The sequence below is a fragment of the Streptomyces sp. NPDC003042 genome, from assembly GCF_053591315.1.
Genome location: NZ_JBSFTP010000039.1, coordinates 47,815 through 63,162, shown reverse-complemented (window position 1 = coordinate 63,162; position 15,348 = coordinate 47,815). Strand labels below are relative to the sequence as shown.

Below are 15,348 nucleotides of genomic sequence, written 5' to 3'. Positions count from 1 at the left end.
CGATCTGGGCGGTCGGGTGCCGCTGCGCGGGGCCTTCTCCCCGCCCCGCCCTTCCCCCGTTCCCCGGGCTCTGCCCGGACCCGCGCCTCAATCGCCGGCGGGGCTGGATGGTGCGGCGGGGCTGGATGGTGCGGCGGGGCTGGATGGTGCGGCGGGGCTGGATGGTGCGCGGGGCTGGATGGTGCGGCGGGTGGTGCCGCGGGGCCGAGGCGCCCGGGGGTGCCTCGGGGCCCGGCGGGTTAGAGGTAGGGGCCCGAGCGGATGGGGCCGTGGTCGTCGTCGTCCTCGTGCGAGCCGGTGCCCGGCGGGAGGGCGCGGCGCATCTGTTCCAGCTGGGCCCGCGCCGCCATCTGCTGCGCGAACAGGGCCGTCTGGATCCCGTGGAAGAGACCCTCCAGCCAGCCCACCAACTGTGCCTGCGCGATGCGCAGTTCCGCCTCGGAGGGGATCGCCTCCTCGGTGAACGGCAGTGACAGGCGCTCCAGTTCCTCCACGAGTTCCGGCGCGAGGCCGTCCTCGAGCTCCTTCACCGAGGCGGCGTGGATGTCCTTGAGCCGGACCCGGCTCGCCTCGTCGAGAGGTGCGGCGCGTACCTCTTCCAGGAGTTGCTTGATCATGCTGCCGATCCGCATGACCTTGGCGGGCTGTTCGACCATCTCCGTCACCGGGACCTCGCGCGACTCGTCATCGGCGCCGCCGACCGCCATCCCGTCCTGTCCCACGATCAGGACGTGCGGGGGACTGTCCTGCGACCGTTCACTCCTCGGCATCTCCATGCCGCCATTCTCTCGCACACCTTCGTCCTCACACGGTGTGCCCCCGTACAGGCGTGATCCACCCTGTACGGGGGCGGCAACATCAGCCGGCCGCCCGGCGGGCCAGCGCGCCGCTGGAGCGGGTGACGAGGGCGGCCAGCAGCGCCGCGCCGAGCGGGACCACGACCAGCAGCGCGGCGAGGGTGCCCCACGGCACGGCGATCGGGACGTACGGCACGGTACCCATGGCGTCGTACCCGTTGTCGACGCCGAACTGGTAGAGCCGTTCCATCTCACGCTGTTCGACGTGCCGCAGCCCCATCGCGGGCAGCAACCCCGCGAACGAGCCCAGGACGACGCCCATCAGGGCGATCACCCCGCACTGGAAGCCGCTGAGCGTGCGCCGGACCCGCGGGGGTGCGCCGACCGCCGCCAGGGTCTTCAGGTCGGCCTCGGCGTCCGCCTGGGCGAGCCCGGTGGCGATGCCCGCCGCACCGATGGTGACCAGTCCCGCGAAGACGAAGAGGGCGAGCATGCTCAGGTCGTTGTTGCCCTGGTAGCCGGCTTCGATGCGGACGGAGGCCGACACGCCCATCCGGTCCATCTCACCGTCCAGCTTCTGCCGCTGTTCGGTCGTCGCGGATCCGTCCAGGGTGAAGTACGAGCCGAACGGCGCCGTGGCCAGCCCGGCCGTCTTGACGGCCTGGGCAGGCAGGACCAGCTGGATGCCCCAGCTCTCGACGGTGTCGGGCGCCTGATGGACGGGGAGGACCTTGTCCTCACCGGGCAGTTCCTCCTCGCGCGCCGCGGGGTCCTCGGCCACCTCCTCGCCGCTGACGAGGCGGATGGTGACCTTGCCGTCCTTGACCTGGCGCTTGTCGAAGGAGACGGCCTTGCCCGCCTTGAGCGCGGACACGGAGCCGGGGTCGGTGACCGCCAGCGCGGTGAGCAGCCTTTCGTCGGCGACCACGATGCCGTACTGGGTGGAGTTGCGCCTCTCCTTGCAGCGCCAGTCCTGGCGCAGTTCCTTCGCCTGCGCCGGGGTGAAGGAGTTGGGGCCGTTGGGGCCGCCCGTGAGCGGGCAGCGCTGGTCCTCGGGCGTGATGATCTCGGTCCGGCCGCAGTCGCCCTCCGTGTCGCGAGGCTCGCAGCCCGGGTTGCCGACGACCAGCCGGTCCACGTCCGCCCGTACGGCAAGGGGGAGTTGCCTGGAGAGGGCCTCCCGCGTGGCGGGTACCTCCTTGTAGGAGCTGGTCTCGTTGAGCTCCAGCAGCCCGCCCCCGTGCGGGAGGGAGGCCACGTACTCGTGACGGCGCTGGACCTCCATGCTGTTCTGGTACGTGGCCACCGCGACGGTGCCGGCGACCGCGGCCAGTACGGCGGCCACGGCGGGGGCCGTACGCCCCCGGTTGCGCACGGCGTCGCGCAGCGCGAGCCGCGGCGACAGCGGCAGCCACCGTCCGAGCCGCCCGAACAGGCCGACCAGCGTCGGGGTGAGGGCGACGAGGCCCAGTTCGGCGACGGCGCTGCCGCCCGCGACGACGGTGGATCCCATGCTGGACGTCGTGCCGTACAGGGCGATGGCGGCGCCGCCGCCGACGGCGATCAGGCCGATGACGGGCAGCACCCGGTTGGCGTGCCGCACGCCGCGGCGGCCGGTCAGTGAGGCCAGCACGGTCTGCCGCGAGGCCGTGACGGCCGGGACGACAGCGGCCAGCAGGCCGGTCAGCACCGCGAGCAGGGCGATGCCGAGGAGTTCCAGCGGGCGGAAGTCCAGGGCGCCGAAGCGGATGCCGATCTGGCTCTCCAGGACCGGCCGGAGCGCGATGGTGAGGGCCACGCCGACGGCCGTACCGACGACGGCGGCCGCGGTGCCGATGACCAGACCGCCGGAGAGGACGATGGAGCGGATGTGCCGCCGGTCGCCGCCGTTGGCGCCGACGAGGCCGAGCTGGCGGCGCGAGCGCCGGGCGCCGACGGCGAAGGCGGGTCCGGCCAGCAGGCAGATCTCCAGCATGGCGAGGCCCACGACGGTGGCCAGAGCGGCCATCTCGGCGGCACTGCTGCCGCCGCCCCACTGGTTCTTGCTCTGCTGCTTGTACAGCGGCACGTCGGAATCGGCGGGCGGGTTCAGGGCGACGGCGCGGGAGGTGACGAACACCCCCTTGGTGTTGGCCTCTTTGACCATGTTCCACGTGAAACCATCCCCGCCGACCTTGACGAGGTAGGTCTCCCGGACGCCCAGACCGGAGCCTCCGGCGGCCCGGAGGGCCTGGTCAAGCGCGTGGTGCACAGTGCCGGGCGGGGCGATGAGCTCGTGCGCGTGGAGCGAGGAGGGCAGCTCGTACGCGCCCACGATCTTGTACGAGGAGGTCGCGCCGCGCGGGGTGACCGAGGAGCCGACGAAGAGCCCGGAGTCCTTGAGGAACTTGGTGGTGGCGATGACCTCGCCCGCCGCCTGGGGCAGGCGGCCGCGGTCGAGCGTGAGCAGACCCTTCACCAGCGGGCTGCGCGTGTCGAGTTCGCGGATGTCCGTGTCGAGCAGGCCGTGCGTCGTACGCACTCTGGCGTAGCCCTTGCTGTCCTTGACGGACTGGGCGCCGGCCGGGATGGCGGACTGCAGGACCTGCGGTGTCGCCTCCTTCGGGGCCTTGGACCCGTTGACGGAGTCGTAACCGCCGACGGGGGCGAGGCCGCCGCCGAGGGGCTCCTGGTAGATGGGCACGCCCATGCCCGGGGACCTCAGCTCGGCGTCGGCGTTGCCCAGCTCCCGCGCCAGTCTCTGCTCGGTGGAGAGTTCGGCGCTGCGCAGGGTGAGGTCGGCGGCGCTGACGCCGACGATCGGCAGGGCGAGCATCGCGAGGACCAGGGCGCTGCGGCCCTTGGCGCGCCAGGCGTCCCTGCGGGCTATCCGGATTGCCGCGATCCAGGCGTGGTACCAGGAGGAGAGCGGGGAGGTCACAGGCCGGCCGCCCGACCCGAGAGAAGGGAGTCGGGCCGACTGCGCAGGGTCTCGTCCACCACGCTGCCGTCGCGCAGGAAGACCACCCGGTCCGCCCAGGCGGCGAAGCGCGGTTCGTGCGTGACCAGGATCCCGGCCGCGCCCGCGTCGCAGCGCGAGCGCAGCAGGGCGAGGACGGATTCGCCGGTCTCGGAGTCGAGGGCGCCGGTGGGTTCGTCGGCGAGGACCAGGCGGCGGTCGCCGACGAGGGCGCGGGCGATGGCCACGCGCTGCTGCTGGCCGCCGGACATCTCGTCGGGGAAGCGGTCGGCGAGCTGGCCGAGGTCCATCTCCTCCAGTGCGGCGAGCGCCGAGACGCGCGCCCTGCGGGCGGAGACGCCGTCGAGTTCGCGGGGCAGGGCGACGTTCTCGGCGGCGGTGAGGGCCGGGATCAGGTTGTAGTCCTGGAAGACGTATCCGATGCTGCGGCGGCGCAGCGCCGCCAGCTGCTTGCGGTTGGCGGCGGTGATGTCGACGCCTTCGACGACGATCCGGCCGCTGGTGGGGGTGTCGAGCCCGCCCGCGAGGGTGAGCAGGGTGGACTTGCCGGAGCCGGACGGGCCCATGACGGCGACGAGTTCACCGGGATGAACGGAGAGGTTGATCCCGCGCAGGGCGTGCACCTCGGTGGCGCCGCTGCCGTGCGTCCGGACGAGTTGCTCCAACTGGAGCACGGGCTCTGAAGTCTGCTGGTCGGACATGAAGGGTCCCCCCTGGGACGGTGGTTCAGCTCCGCCGCGTGCGGGCGGCGCGGAGCCGGCCGGCGAACATGCCGGCGGCAGGGTCGGTGGCGGTGGTGGTGGCCTGGGACGTCGGCGGTTCGGCGGCTCTCCGGTCGGCCGGCTGGGAGAGCCGTACGAGCCGTGCCTCGCAGTGGTCGAGCCAGCGCGCCTCGGCTTCGGTCTGAAAGATCAGCTGTTCCAGGACCAGCAGCCAGGCCAGGTCGTCGCGTTCGTCCGACTGCCCCCGCTCGATCGCGGCGAGTGCCTGCGACTTGAGCCGGGTGTAGTCCTGCATGGCCTTGATCGTGGCGTGCCGCTGGGACTGGATGACGGCGCGGATGTCCACGCCGGGAGCGCCCACGGCCATGGCGAGCTTGATGGACAGCTCGTCACGGGGCGGGTTGGTGCGGTCGACGGGGCGCTCGTACCACTCGTGCAGTTCGGCGCGTCCCGTGTCGGTGATGGCGTAGAGCGTGTGCCCGGCGGTGTCCTCGCCGCCGGGGGCGACGAGGCCGTCGCGTTCCAGACGGGCGAGTGTCGTGTACACCTGCCCGACGTTGAGCGGCCAGGTGGAACCGGTGCGGGATTCGAACTCGGTGCGCAGCTGAGAGCCGTACCGAGGACCCCGTTCCAGTAGGGCGAGAAGGCCGTGACGGATCGACATACTCAGTATGTATACCGAGTATGCCCCGCTGCGCAAGCATCGGACACGGTCACAGCCCTAGCGCCCCCGGCGCAGCCGCATGCCCATGAAGCCGAGGCCCAGCCCCATCAGGGCCAGTCCGGTGCCGAGCGGCAGCAGGTGCGCGGCCAGGTCGGCGGCCCGGTCGTTCGGCTCGGTGCCGAGCGCGCTGACCGCGGCGGGGCGGCTCGGCGCGGCGCTCGGCGGGCCGGGCGGTGGCTCCTGGGGCGGGTGTGTCGGCCGCGCCGGATGCGCCGGATGCGCCGGGCGGAGAGGGTGCGCCGGGAGCAGCGGTCGTACCGGCCGGGAGACCGGGGCGAACTCCGGGGAAGCGGGCTCGGCCGCGGGCCGCCCGGGGCGCTCCCGCCCGACGCCCGCGACGCTGCCGGCCAGTTGCCCGTCGGCCTCGTCCCCTACGTCGGCCGGCGGTTCGGCGTTCGCGGGCGCGGCGGTGACCGGGGTGCGGACGGGGGCGTGGGCGGAGGTCGCGCTCGCGGGGACCGTGACCAGCAGTGCGGTGGCGGCGAGAGCGGCTCCGGCCGTCCAGTGCGGCACGCGGAGGCGTGGAGACACGGGGAGCCCCTCCCGTCCGAGCAGCCGACGTGACGTGCTCAGATTTGCATAGTGGGGCAAAAGCGGCATCCCGGGCCGCCCATCGGGGTGGCCCGGGATGCCGGTGTGTCGCGCGGTCCGCCTACTGCGGGTTGCCGGTGGAGACGACCAAGGTGAACTCGGTGCCCTCCTTGGGGATGTCGTCACCGGCGGTCGGCAGCTGCTCCAGGACGGTGTCCTGTCCGTAGACCGCCTCGTCGCGCACCTCGATCTTGTACTTCCAGCCCGCGGCCTGGATGCACTCCTTCACCGAGAGCAGGTTCTTGTACCGGAAGTCCGGCGCGATGACCTTGTTGGCGTCCTTGTAGTCCTTGGTCGGCTTCTTGCACTTCTCGGCTTCGATCGTGCGCGTGGTGTCCGGCCCCTTGTGGCCCGCCGCGGTGGACGAGGACGCGGACGCGGACGCCCCGGGGGTCCCCCCGCCCTGGTCGCCCCCCTTGCCGTCGTCGTTCATCGAGATCGCCGCGATCAGACCGCCGACGGCCAGCAGGGCCACCGCGATCGCGCCCACGACGACCGGCGTGTTGCGCCGGCCGCCGCCCGAACCGTGCGTCTGGGCCGGGGCCGGCGACGGCGAGATGGTGAACGGCGGCGGCGTCTGCGGGGCGTACTGCTGCTGCGCGGGCGGCGGGGTGTGCACGGCCTGGTGCGGGTACGCGTACCCGCCCTGCGCGTGCTGCTGGGGCGCGGGCGTCGGGGCGTACGGGGACGGCGGCGGAGTCTGCGGGGCCTGGTAGGGCTGCTGGAGCGACTGCGGCGGCTGCTGCTGGAAGCCGGAGTCCACTGGCGGGAACACGGCCGAGCCGACACCCGCGCCGCTGCCGCCCGTGGCGGCGCCCGGGACGATCACCGGAGCGCCGGTCTGTCCGGCGGAGATCACACGCATGATCTCGTCCCGCATGGCCGCTGCCGTCGGGAAGCGCTCGTTCGGGTTCTTCTTCAGGGCCCGCGCCACCAGCGCGTCCATCGCCGGGCTCACCGAGCGGTTGATGGAGGAGGGGGCGACCGGCTCCTCCTGCACGTGCGCGTACGCGATGGCCAGCGGGGAGTCCGCCTCGAAGGGGATCCGCCCGGTCAGGAGCTGGAAGAGCATGATGCCGACGGAGTACAGGTCGGAGCGGGCGTCGACGCCGCGCCCCAGCGCCTGCTCGGGCGACAGGTACTGCGGGGTGCCGACGACCATGCCGGTCTGGGTCATCGAGGTGACCCCGGACTGCATGGCCCGGGCGATGCCGAAGTCCATCACCTTGACGATGCCGCGCTTGGTCATCATCACGTTGCCGGGCTTGATGTCGCGGTGAACCAGGCCCATCTCGTGGCTGGTCTCCAGGGCGGCCAGTACATCGGCCGTCACCTTGAGCGCCTTGTCGGCCGGCATCGCCCCGTACTGGCGGACGTCCGCGTCGAGGACGGAGCCGAGCGGCTGACCCTCCACGTACTCCATGACGATGTACGGCATCACGATGCTGTCGCCCGAGGCCGAGCCGCCGAAGGTGACCTCGCCCTCACCCGTGTCGAAGACGGAGACGATATTGGTGTGCGACAGTTTGGCAACAGCCTGGGCCTCGCGCCGGAAACGCTCCCGGAAGGACGCCTCCCGTCCCAGCTCGCTGTGCAGCGTCTTGATCGCGACCTGCCGGTCGAGCGCGGAGTCGTACGCCAGGTAGACCGACGCCATGCCCCCCTCGCCCAGCAAATCCCGTAGCTGGTAACGGCCGCCGGCCAGGGAGCCGCCTGCGTACCGGCCCTGCGTGCCGTCCTGGCTCATGACTGTTGGTTCCCCTCGGGCTGTGTCCCTACGCGTCTGGCTGAGCGCATGTCGCGCCCAGTCTGCCGGAGGGCAAGCACACGTCAAGCCAGGTGCCCGTTCCGTGACCACGCCCCTACGGGCGGCTTCGCCCGAACGGCGAGCGGTTCCGAGGCTGTAGCGTTCATCGGAGCACCGGAAGAGGACCCACCGCTAGAGCGGACGAGAGAGACGACGGCGAGGACTGATGGCACCCGAACCCGAGGGAAACGGCGCCGGGATGACCGACGGTCCTGAGCACTGGGGCGCGGGCGGCCTGGTGGGAGACGGCCGTTACCGCCTCACCCACCGGCTGGGCCGCGGCGGTATGGCGGAGGTGTTCGCCGCCGAGGACGTGCGCCTGGGCCGCACCGTCGCCGTGAAGCTGCTGCGTGCCGACCTCGCCGAGGACCCGGTCTCCAAGGCCCGCTTCACGCGTGAGGCGCAGTCGGTGGCCGGCCTGAACCACCACGCCGTCGTCGCCGTGTACGACTCGGGCGAGGACCGGGTCGGCCCCAACGTCGTCCCCTACATCGTCATGGAGCTGGTCGAGGGCCGCACCATCCGCGACCTGCTGATCAGCGCCGAGGCCCCGGGCCCCGAGCAGGCGCTGATCATCGTCTCGGGTGTGCTGGAAGCCCTCGCGTACTCGCACCAGCACGGCATCGTCCACCGCGACATCAAGCCCGCGAACGTCATCATCACCGACAACGGCGCGGTCAAGGTGATGGACTTCGGCATCGCCCGCGCCCTGCACGGCGTGCAGTCGACGATGACGCAGACCGGCATGGTCATGGGCACCCCGCAGTACCTGTCGCCCGAACAGGCCCTCGGCAAGGCCGTCGACCACCGAAGCGACCTGTACGCGACCGGCTGCCTCCTCTACGAACTCCTCGCCCTGCGGCCCCCCTTCACCGGGGAGACCCCGCTGTCGGTGGTCTACCAGCACGTCCAGGACGCGCCCGTACCGCCCTCGCAGCTGCCGGACGGGCACACCATCCCGCAGGAACTCGACGGCATGGTCATGCGATCGCTGGCCAAGGACCCGGACGACCGGTTCCAGAGCGCCGAAGAGATGCGCGGGCTCGTCCAGTACGCGCTCCAGATGCTCCAGGAGCAGGGCGCGAACACCGGCACCTGGAACACCGGTCCGGTCACCATGACGCTCCCGCACGGCCAGCCCGGCGGCCCCACGAAGTCGGCGCCGCCGAACGGGAACGGCGGCCAACGGCCCCCGTACGTCTCGAACGCCACGACCTCGCAGTTCCAGCGGCCTATGGTGCCCGGGCTGAACCCGGACGACGGCTCCGCCTTCCCGGGCGGGGGCGGCCAGGGTGGCGGCCCCGGCGGCCGTGGCGGTCACGGCGGGTACGACGGCTACGACGACCGCAGGGGCGGCGGCCGGTGGAAGATGCTGGTGTTCGCGGTCCTCGCGGTCCTCGCCATCGCCGGCGGTGTGGCGTACGCGGTCAAGAACATGGAGGGCGGGACGAAGGAGGGCGGCGACGGAAAGCCCACCCACAGCTCCTCGGCCCCCTCCCAGAGCCCGAGCACGACGCCCGAGTCCCCGTCGTCCACCCCGTCGCCGGAGCACTCGCGTACGTACGAGGAGAGCTGGACGCCCACTCCGGGCCGCAGCAAGTACACGTCGAGCGGCAGCCCGTCGACGTCGGCCTCGTCGTCCCCGTCGCAGTCGAACAGCGCGTCCTCGTCACCGTCCGCGACCAAGTCTCCGCCGGTGACGCTGCCCACGAATACGCCTCCGGTGCCCACCGGAGGCGGCGCGAGCTCGCCCGCCAACGGCCAATGATCCGCTGATCGGAGCGCGTGCCGGTCCTGCCGGTCCGGGCTGTCGGTCAGCGCCTCTCGGCCTGGAGGCGGGCCACGTACGCGGCGGCCTGGGAGCGGCGTTCCATGCCCAGCTTGGACAGCAGGCTGGAGACGTAGTTCTTGATGGTCTTCTCGGCGAGGTGCAGCCGCTCGCCGATGACGCGGTTCGTCAGGCCCTCGCCGATCAGGTCGAGGATCTTGCGCTCCTGGTCGGTGAGGTGGGAGAGCCGGTCGTCCCCCCTGCCGTTCTTGCCGTCGCGCAGCCGCTCCAGCACCCGGGCGGTCGCGACGGGGTCCAGGAGGGACCTCCCGGCCGCCACGTCCCGTACGGCGCTGATCAGCTCATTGCCGCGGATCGCCTTGAGGACGTAGCCCGAGGCACCGGCCATGATCGCGTCGAAGAGGGCCTCGTCGTCGGCGAACGACGTCAGCATCAAGCACTTGATGTCCTCGTCCTGGGAGCGCACCTCGCGGCACACTTCGACGCCGCTGCCGTCGGGCAGGCGCACGTCGAGGACGGCCACGTCGGGGCGGGTGGCCGGGATGCGCACCAGGGCGTCCGCCGCCGTGCCCGCCTCGCCGACGATCTCGATGTCGTCTTCGACCGACAACAGCTCATGAACGCCGCGACGTACCACTTCGTGGTCGTCCAGGAGGAATACCTTGATTTTTCCGTCTTCGCGCACGAAGTCAGTTTCACACATTCACCTCTTCCCTGACGGGGTTACCCGGGATAACGTGCCGTTGTTCCGGCCCCCTGCAAGGCTGTGACCAGGAAGTGTTCCCGCCGCCGCCGATTTACTTGGATATCCAAGCAAAATCGCAGGTCAAACGGGGTTTCGCAGTTATGCGACGCACTGGGTAACGTGCATTGCGCAGGGCACTCGCCGGGGCACCTGTCACGCCTGAATCCCGTACGTGCCGTGCACCCACCCCGTGCGCGGGTACGGATACAGGTGAGCCGCACTGGTCCCCGGAGAACCCGGGTGCCGGACCGACGGAGGAGCACACGTGACCGTGGAGAGCACTGCCGCGCGCAAGCCGCGACGCAGCAGCGGCACCAAGCGGGCAGCAGGCGCGGCGAGCGCCCGCGCGACCGCCGCTGCCACCGCACAGCCGCACGACGCCGAGCCTCAGCTCGTACAACTGCTGACGCCCGAAGGAGAACGGGTCGAGGTCGGGGCCAATCCCGATGTCGCCGAGTTCGCCCCCTTCGTCGCGGACATCACCACCGACGACCTGCGCGGGCTCTACCGCGACATGGTCATGACCCGCCGCTTCGACGGTGAGGCGACCGCGCTCCAGCGCCAGGGCGAGCTGGGCCTGTGGGCCTCGCTCCTCGGCCAGGAGGCCGCGCAGATCGGCTCCGCCCGTGCGTTGCGCGACGACGACTACGTCTTCCCGACCTACCGTGAGCACGGTGTGGCCTGGTGCCGTGGGGTCGACCCGACCAACCTGCTCGGCATGTTCCGCGGTGTGAACCACGGCGGGTGGGACCCGACGATCAACAACTTCCACCTGTACACGATCGTCATCGGCTCGCAGACGCTGCACGCGACCGGCTACGCGATGGGTGTGACCAAGGACGGCGCCGACTCGGCGGTCATCGCCTACTTCGGCGACGGCGCGTCCAGCCAGGGCGACGTGGCCGAGGCCTTCACCTTCTCGGCCGTCTACAACTCGCCCGTGGTCTTCTTCTGCCAGAACAACCAGTGGGCCATCTCCGAGCCGACCGAGCGCCAGATGCGCGTGCCGCTCTACCAGCGCGCGCAGGGCTTCGGCTTCCCGGGCGTACGCGTCGACGGCAACGACGTCCTCGCGTGCCTCGCGGTCACCCGCTGGGCGCTGGAGCGGGCGCGCCGCGGCGAGGGCCCGACCCTGGTCGAGGCGTTCACGTACCGCATGGGCGCCCACACCACCTCGGACGACCCGACGAAGTACCGGCGCGACGAGGAGACGGCGGCCTGGGAGGACAAGGACCCGATCCTGCGCCTGAAGGCCCACCTGCTGGCTTCCGGGGGCGCCGACGAGGCGTTCTTCGCGGAGCTGGAGGCGGAGAGCGAGGCGATGGGCAAGCGCGTGCGCGAAGCCGTACGCGCCATGCCCGACCCCGACACCATGGCGATCTTCGAGAACGTCTACGCGGACGGGCACGCGCTCGTCGATGAGGAGCGCGCGCAGTTCGCGGCCTACCTCGCGTCCTTCGAGGAGGGTCACTGATGGCTGTGGAGAAGTTGTCGATCGCGAAGGCGCTCAACGAGTCCCTGCGCAAGGCCCTGGAGACGGACCCCAAGGTCTTGATCATGGGCGAGGACGTCGGAAAGCTGGGCGGCGTCTTCCGGATCACCGACGGGCTGCAGAAGGACTTCGGCGAGGAGCGGGTCATCGACACCCCGCTCGCCGAGTCCGGCATCGTCGGCACCGCCATCGGCCTGGCCCTGCGCGGGTACCGGCCGGTCGTGGAGATCCAGTTCGACGGGTTCGTCTTCCCCGCCTACGACCAGATCGTCACGCAGCTCGCGAAGATGCACGCGCGGGCGCTGGGCAAGATCAAGATGCCGGTCGTCATCCGCATCCCCTACGCGGGCGGCATCGGCGCGGTCGAGCACCACTCGGAGTCCCCGGAGACGCTGTTCGCGCACGTCCCGGGCCTGAAGGTGGTCTCGCCGAGCAACGCCTCCGACGCGTACTGGATGCTCCAGCAGGCGATCCTCAGCGACGACCCGGTGATCTTCTTCGAGCCGAAGCGGCGTTACTGGGACAAGGGCGACGTCGACGTCGAGGCCATCCCCGGCGAGCTGCACAAGGCGCGGGTCGCGCTGGCCGGCACGGACGTCACCCTCGCCGCGTACGGCCCGATGGTGAAGGTCTGCCTGGAGGCGGCGGCCGCGGCGGCCGAGGAGGGCAAGTCGGTGGAGGTCGTCGACCTGCGCTCGATGTCCCCGGTCGACTTCGACGGGATCCAGGCGTCGGTGGAGAAGACCCGCCGGCTCGTGGTCGTCCACGAGGCCCCGGTGTTCCTGGGCGTGGGCTCGGAGGTCGCCGCCCGCATCACGGAGCGGTGCTTCTACCACCTGGAGGCGCCGGTGCTGCGCGTGGGCGGATTCCACGCCCCGTACCCGCCGGCCCGCCTGGAGGACGAGTACCTGCCGGGCCTGGACAGGGTGCTCGACGCCGTCGACCGCTCGCTGGCGTACTGAGGAGAGCCCTGTGACGATCCGCGAATTCAGAATGCCCGATGTGGGCGAGGGCCTCACCGAGGCCGAAATCCTCAAGTGGTACGTCCAGCCGGGTGACACCGTCACCGACGGACAGGTCGTCTGCGAGGTCGAGACCGCCAAGGCGGCCGTGGAGCTGCCGATCCCCTACGACGGGGTGGTGCACGCGCTGCTCTTCGAGGAGGGGACCACGGTCGACGTCGGCCAGGTCATCATCTCGGTCCGGACCGAGGGCGGCTCCGGCGCCGCCGAAGCCCCGGTGCGGGAGGCGGCTGCGGCCGCCGCCCCCGCCGCGGCCGAGGAGCCGGCCGCGCCCGAGGCGCGCCAGCCCGTGCTGGTCGGCTACGGCGTCTCCACCGCGTCCACGAAGCGCCGGCCGCGCAAGGCCGTAGCGGGCACGCCCGCCCAGAACGGCACGGCTCCGGCCGCGGCGGCGGCCCAGGCTCCGGCTCCGGTCGCGCCCACTGCTCCGGCGGTGCCCGCGCAGCCGACCGGGGAGCGGCCGCTGGCCAAGCCGCCGGTCCGCAAGCTCGCCAAGGACCTGGGCATCGACCTGGCCGCGGTGGTTCCCACCGGCGAGGGCGGGGTCGTGACCCGCGAGGACGTCCACGCCGCCGCGGCGGCCACGGTCGCTCCGCAGGCCGCCCCTGCCCCGGAGCCCGTTTCCGCCCCGGCCCCCGCGCCCGCGGCGGCGACGGCGGGCACCCCGGCGCTGGAGACCCGTATCCCGGTCAAGGGCGTCCGTAAGGTCACGGCGCAGGCCATGGTGGGCTCCGCCTTCACCGCGCCGCACGTCACCGAGTTCATCACCTTCGACATCACGCGCACGATGAAGCTGGTGCAGGAACTCAAGGCCGACCCGGACCTCGCGGGGCTGCGGATCAACCCGCTGCTGCTGATCGCCAAGGCCGTCCTCGTGGCCGTGCGCCGCAACCCGGACGTCAACGCGTCCTGGGACGAGGCGGCCCAGGAGATCGTGCTCAAGCACTACGTCAACCTCGGGATCGCCGCGGCGACCCCGCGCGGCCTGATCGTCCCGAACATCAAGGACGCCCACGCCAAGACGCTGCCGGAGCTCTCCGAGGCCCTGTCGTCCCTGGTCGCCACGGCCCGCGACGGCAAGACCTCCCCGGCCGACATGCAGAACGGCACCTTCACCATCACCAACGTCGGCGTCTTCGGCGTCGACACCGGTACGCCCATCATCAACCCCGGCGAGTCCGCGATCCTCGCGGTCGGCGCGATCAAGCTCCAGCCGTGGGTCCACAAGGGCAAGGTGAAGCCGCGTCAGGTCACCACGCTGGCGCTGTCGTTCGACCACCGTCTCATCGACGGCGAACTCGGCTCCCGCTTCCTGGCCGACATCGCGGCGGTCCTGGAACACCCCCGCCGCCTGGTCACCTGGTCCTGACCCGACGGCAGCACGCGTACGACGCCCACGCACCGATGGCCGGCCCCCTCCACGGGGCCGGCCATCGGCCGTGGGCGGGCGCTGAGCGGTGGACGGAAACCTCTGGGCGGAGCGCCGGGACCCGTGTGATCATCGCCGGATGCGCTTTCGTCCTGCCACCGCAGACCCCGCCGCCCTCGACCGTGCCCTCGCCTACCAGGCCGACGGTCCCGTCGCCGCCCTGACCGCCGAGAAGATCCGCGAGGAGCTCGCCGCGAACCGGTTCCGGCCCGAGTGGATCTGGTTCGCCGAGGACGAGGACGGCGAGATCCTGGCCCGCGCCCTGTGGTGGGGCCGCGCCGACAGCGAGCGGCCCATCGCACTGGACTGCCTCCAGGTGCGCTTCTCCGTGCTCGACCGGGCCACCGTCGCCGCCGGACTGCTGGCCGCCGGGCACGAGGCCTTCGGCAGCCTGCCGCTGTACAACATGTCCCTGCCCGCGGACTGGCGGGTCCGCCCCGACATGCTCGAGGCGATCTACTGGCGCCTGGAGGCGGCGATGCGGACCGGCCTGACCAGCGCGATCAAGCGCCTGCGCTACGAGTGGACCCCGGCGGCGGGGACCGCCGAGCCCACCGGGCGGCTGGTCTTCCGGGAGGGCACGGACGAGGAGTTCCTCGCCGCCTTCGCCCGCGTGTCCGCCGGGAGTCTGGACCTGCACACGCAGAACGAGCTGCGCTCGATGGACGCGGAACAACTGGCCCGCGAGGACGTGGAGTTCTACCTCGACTGCCCGGGTGAGCGCTCCTGGTGGCGGCTCGCCGAACTGCCCGACGGCACCCTGGCGGGCCTGGCCATCCCCTCCGCGACCCCGTACCACCGCAACGTCGGCTACCTGGGCGTCGTACCGGAGCAGCGGGGACAGGGCCTGATCGACGAGATCCTCGCGGAGATCACCCGCTTCCACGCGATGCGGGGCGCCACACGTATCACCGCGACCACGGACACGGTCAACGCCCCGATGGCGGCGGCCTTCGACCGGGCCGGCTACGAGGTGACCGAGGTCCGCCTGGTCATGGAGGAGCCGTCCTGAGCTGACGTGACCGGCCGGACGTGACCGGCACACGACCCGCGGGGAGGGTCAGGACCAGCCCGGCTCCAGCGTCGTGGCGGGGGCGACCGACCAGCCCGGCTCCTGGGTCGTGGTGCCCGCCGCCGTGACGGTGGTGGTCGGCTGCCCCTCGGCCTGCTGCGCGGTGTTGACGGCGACGACGGTGAGCGCGGCGGCGGTGACGGAGATCAGGGAGACGAGCGTGCGACGCATGATGGAGAGCCCTTTACGTTTCGGCGTG

The 15,348-nt window shown here is 71.8% G+C and carries 13 protein-coding genes; 5 read left to right on the top strand and 8 right to left on the bottom strand.

Going from position 1 to position 15,348, the window contains the following annotated elements; translation table 11 throughout:
- Positions 1 to 239 precede the first annotated feature (239 nt).
- The 6 genes from ACWDYJ_RS20230 to ACWDYJ_RS20205 form a co-directional block, all read right to left on the bottom strand.
- The gene (locus tag ACWDYJ_RS20230; RefSeq protein ID WP_451566939.1) at positions 240 to 776 is read right to left on the bottom strand and encodes a bacterial proteasome activator family protein; all 537 of its coding nucleotides are present in this window, start codon (positions 774 to 776) and stop codon (positions 240 to 242) included.
- Positions 777 to 858: 82 nt separating this feature from the next.
- Complete coding sequence (locus ACWDYJ_RS20225) at positions 859 to 3,612, bottom strand: FtsX-like permease family protein (RefSeq protein WP_451566943.1); 2,754 nt, start codon at positions 3,610 to 3,612, stop codon at positions 859 to 861.
- 101 nt (positions 3,613 to 3,713) lie between these two features.
- Positions 3,714 to 4,457, bottom strand: a complete 744-nt coding sequence (locus ACWDYJ_RS20220; RefSeq protein WP_451566938.1) for an ABC transporter ATP-binding protein — start codon at positions 4,455 to 4,457, stop codon at positions 3,714 to 3,716.
- 25 nt (positions 4,458 to 4,482) lie between these two features.
- Positions 4,483 to 5,142 carry a PadR family transcriptional regulator gene (locus ACWDYJ_RS20215; RefSeq protein WP_451566937.1) on the bottom strand — a complete coding sequence of 220 codons (660 nt, stop codon included), beginning with the start codon at positions 5,140 to 5,142 and terminating at the stop codon, positions 4,483 to 4,485.
- Positions 5,143 to 5,199: 57 nt separating this feature from the next.
- Complete coding sequence (locus ACWDYJ_RS20210; RefSeq protein ID WP_451566936.1) at positions 5,200 to 5,733, bottom strand: hypothetical protein; 534 nt, start codon at positions 5,731 to 5,733, stop codon at positions 5,200 to 5,202.
- A 121-nt stretch (positions 5,734 to 5,854) separates the two neighbouring features.
- Complete coding sequence (locus ACWDYJ_RS20205) at positions 5,855 to 7,540, bottom strand: protein kinase domain-containing protein (protein ID WP_451566935.1); 1,686 nt, start codon at positions 7,538 to 7,540, stop codon at positions 5,855 to 5,857.
- Positions 7,541 to 7,766: 226 nt separating this feature from the next.
- On the opposite strand from ACWDYJ_RS20205, the gene ACWDYJ_RS20200 reads away from it, so the two are divergent.
- Positions 7,767 to 9,368 carry a protein kinase domain-containing protein gene (locus ACWDYJ_RS20200; protein ID WP_451566934.1) on the top strand — a complete coding sequence of 534 codons (1,602 nt, stop codon included), beginning with the start codon at positions 7,767 to 7,769 and terminating at the stop codon, positions 9,366 to 9,368.
- 46 nt (positions 9,369 to 9,414) lie between these two features.
- Here ACWDYJ_RS20200 and ACWDYJ_RS20195 read toward each other — a convergent pair whose 3' ends face one another.
- On the bottom strand, positions 9,415 to 10,074 hold the full coding sequence (locus ACWDYJ_RS20195) for a response regulator (protein WP_451566933.1): 660 nt from the start codon (positions 10,072 to 10,074) through the stop codon (positions 9,415 to 9,417).
- Positions 10,075 to 10,399: 325 nt separating this feature from the next.
- Here ACWDYJ_RS20195 and pdhA point away from each other — a divergent pair, with 325 nt between their 5' ends.
- The 4 genes from pdhA to ACWDYJ_RS20175 all read left to right on the top strand — a co-directional run bounded on the left by pdhA (position 10,400) and on the right by ACWDYJ_RS20175 (position 15,089).
- Positions 10,400 to 11,608, top strand: a complete 1,209-nt coding sequence (gene pdhA, locus ACWDYJ_RS20190; protein ID WP_451566932.1) for a pyruvate dehydrogenase (acetyl-transferring) E1 component subunit alpha — start codon at positions 10,400 to 10,402, stop codon at positions 11,606 to 11,608.
- Positions 11,608 to 12,588, top strand: coding sequence for an alpha-ketoacid dehydrogenase subunit beta (locus tag ACWDYJ_RS20185; RefSeq protein ID WP_451566931.1), 981 nt, complete (start codon positions 11,608 to 11,610; stop codon positions 12,586 to 12,588). The genes pdhA and ACWDYJ_RS20185 overlap by 1 nt, the downstream gene beginning before the upstream one ends.
- A 31-nt stretch (positions 12,589 to 12,619) precedes the next feature.
- The gene (locus ACWDYJ_RS20180; protein ID WP_451566942.1) at positions 12,620 to 14,017 is read left to right on the top strand and encodes a dihydrolipoamide acetyltransferase family protein; all 1,398 of its coding nucleotides are present in this window, start codon (positions 12,620 to 12,622) and stop codon (positions 14,015 to 14,017) included.
- Between the two features lie 139 nt (positions 14,018 to 14,156).
- On the top strand, positions 14,157 to 15,089 hold the full coding sequence (locus ACWDYJ_RS20175; RefSeq protein ID WP_451566930.1) for a GNAT family N-acetyltransferase: 933 nt from the start codon (positions 14,157 to 14,159) through the stop codon (positions 15,087 to 15,089).
- A gap of 48 nt (positions 15,090 to 15,137) precedes the next feature.
- On the opposite strand, the gene ACWDYJ_RS20170 is transcribed toward ACWDYJ_RS20175, so the two are convergent.
- Entirely contained in the window at positions 15,138 to 15,320 is a 183-nt protein-coding gene (locus ACWDYJ_RS20170; RefSeq protein ID WP_451566929.1) for a hypothetical protein, read from the bottom strand.
- Positions 15,321 to 15,348: the final 28 nt, after the last annotated feature.

Coding starts and splice junctions, on each gene's coding strand:
- ACWDYJ_RS20220 (WP_451566938.1), bottom strand. CDS start 4,457: ATGTCCGACCAGCAGACTTCAGAGCCCGTGCTCCAGTTGGAGCAACTC.
- ACWDYJ_RS20205 (WP_451566935.1), bottom strand. CDS start 7,540: ATGAGCCAGGACGGCACGCAGGGCCGGTACGCAGGCGGCTCCCTGGCC.
- ACWDYJ_RS20230 (WP_451566939.1), bottom strand. CDS start 776: ATGGAGATGCCGAGGAGTGAACGGTCGCAGGACAGTCCCCCGCACGTC.
- ACWDYJ_RS20170 (WP_451566929.1), bottom strand. CDS start 15,320: ATGCGTCGCACGCTCGTCTCCCTGATCTCCGTCACCGCCGCCGCGCTC.
- ACWDYJ_RS20185 (WP_451566931.1), top strand. CDS start 11,608: ATGGCTGTGGAGAAGTTGTCGATCGCGAAGGCGCTCAACGAGTCCCTG.
- ACWDYJ_RS20215 (WP_451566937.1), bottom strand. CDS start 5,142: ATGTCGATCCGTCACGGCCTTCTCGCCCTACTGGAACGGGGTCCTCGG.
- ACWDYJ_RS20175 (WP_451566930.1), top strand. CDS start 14,157: ATGCGCTTTCGTCCTGCCACCGCAGACCCCGCCGCCCTCGACCGTGCC.
- ACWDYJ_RS20200 (WP_451566934.1), top strand. CDS start 7,767: ATGGCACCCGAACCCGAGGGAAACGGCGCCGGGATGACCGACGGTCCT.
- ACWDYJ_RS20180 (WP_451566942.1), top strand. CDS start 12,620: ATGCCCGATGTGGGCGAGGGCCTCACCGAGGCCGAAATCCTCAAGTGG.
- ACWDYJ_RS20225 (WP_451566943.1), bottom strand. CDS start 3,612: ATGCTCGCCCTGCCGATCGTCGGCGTCAGCGCCGCCGACCTCACCCTG.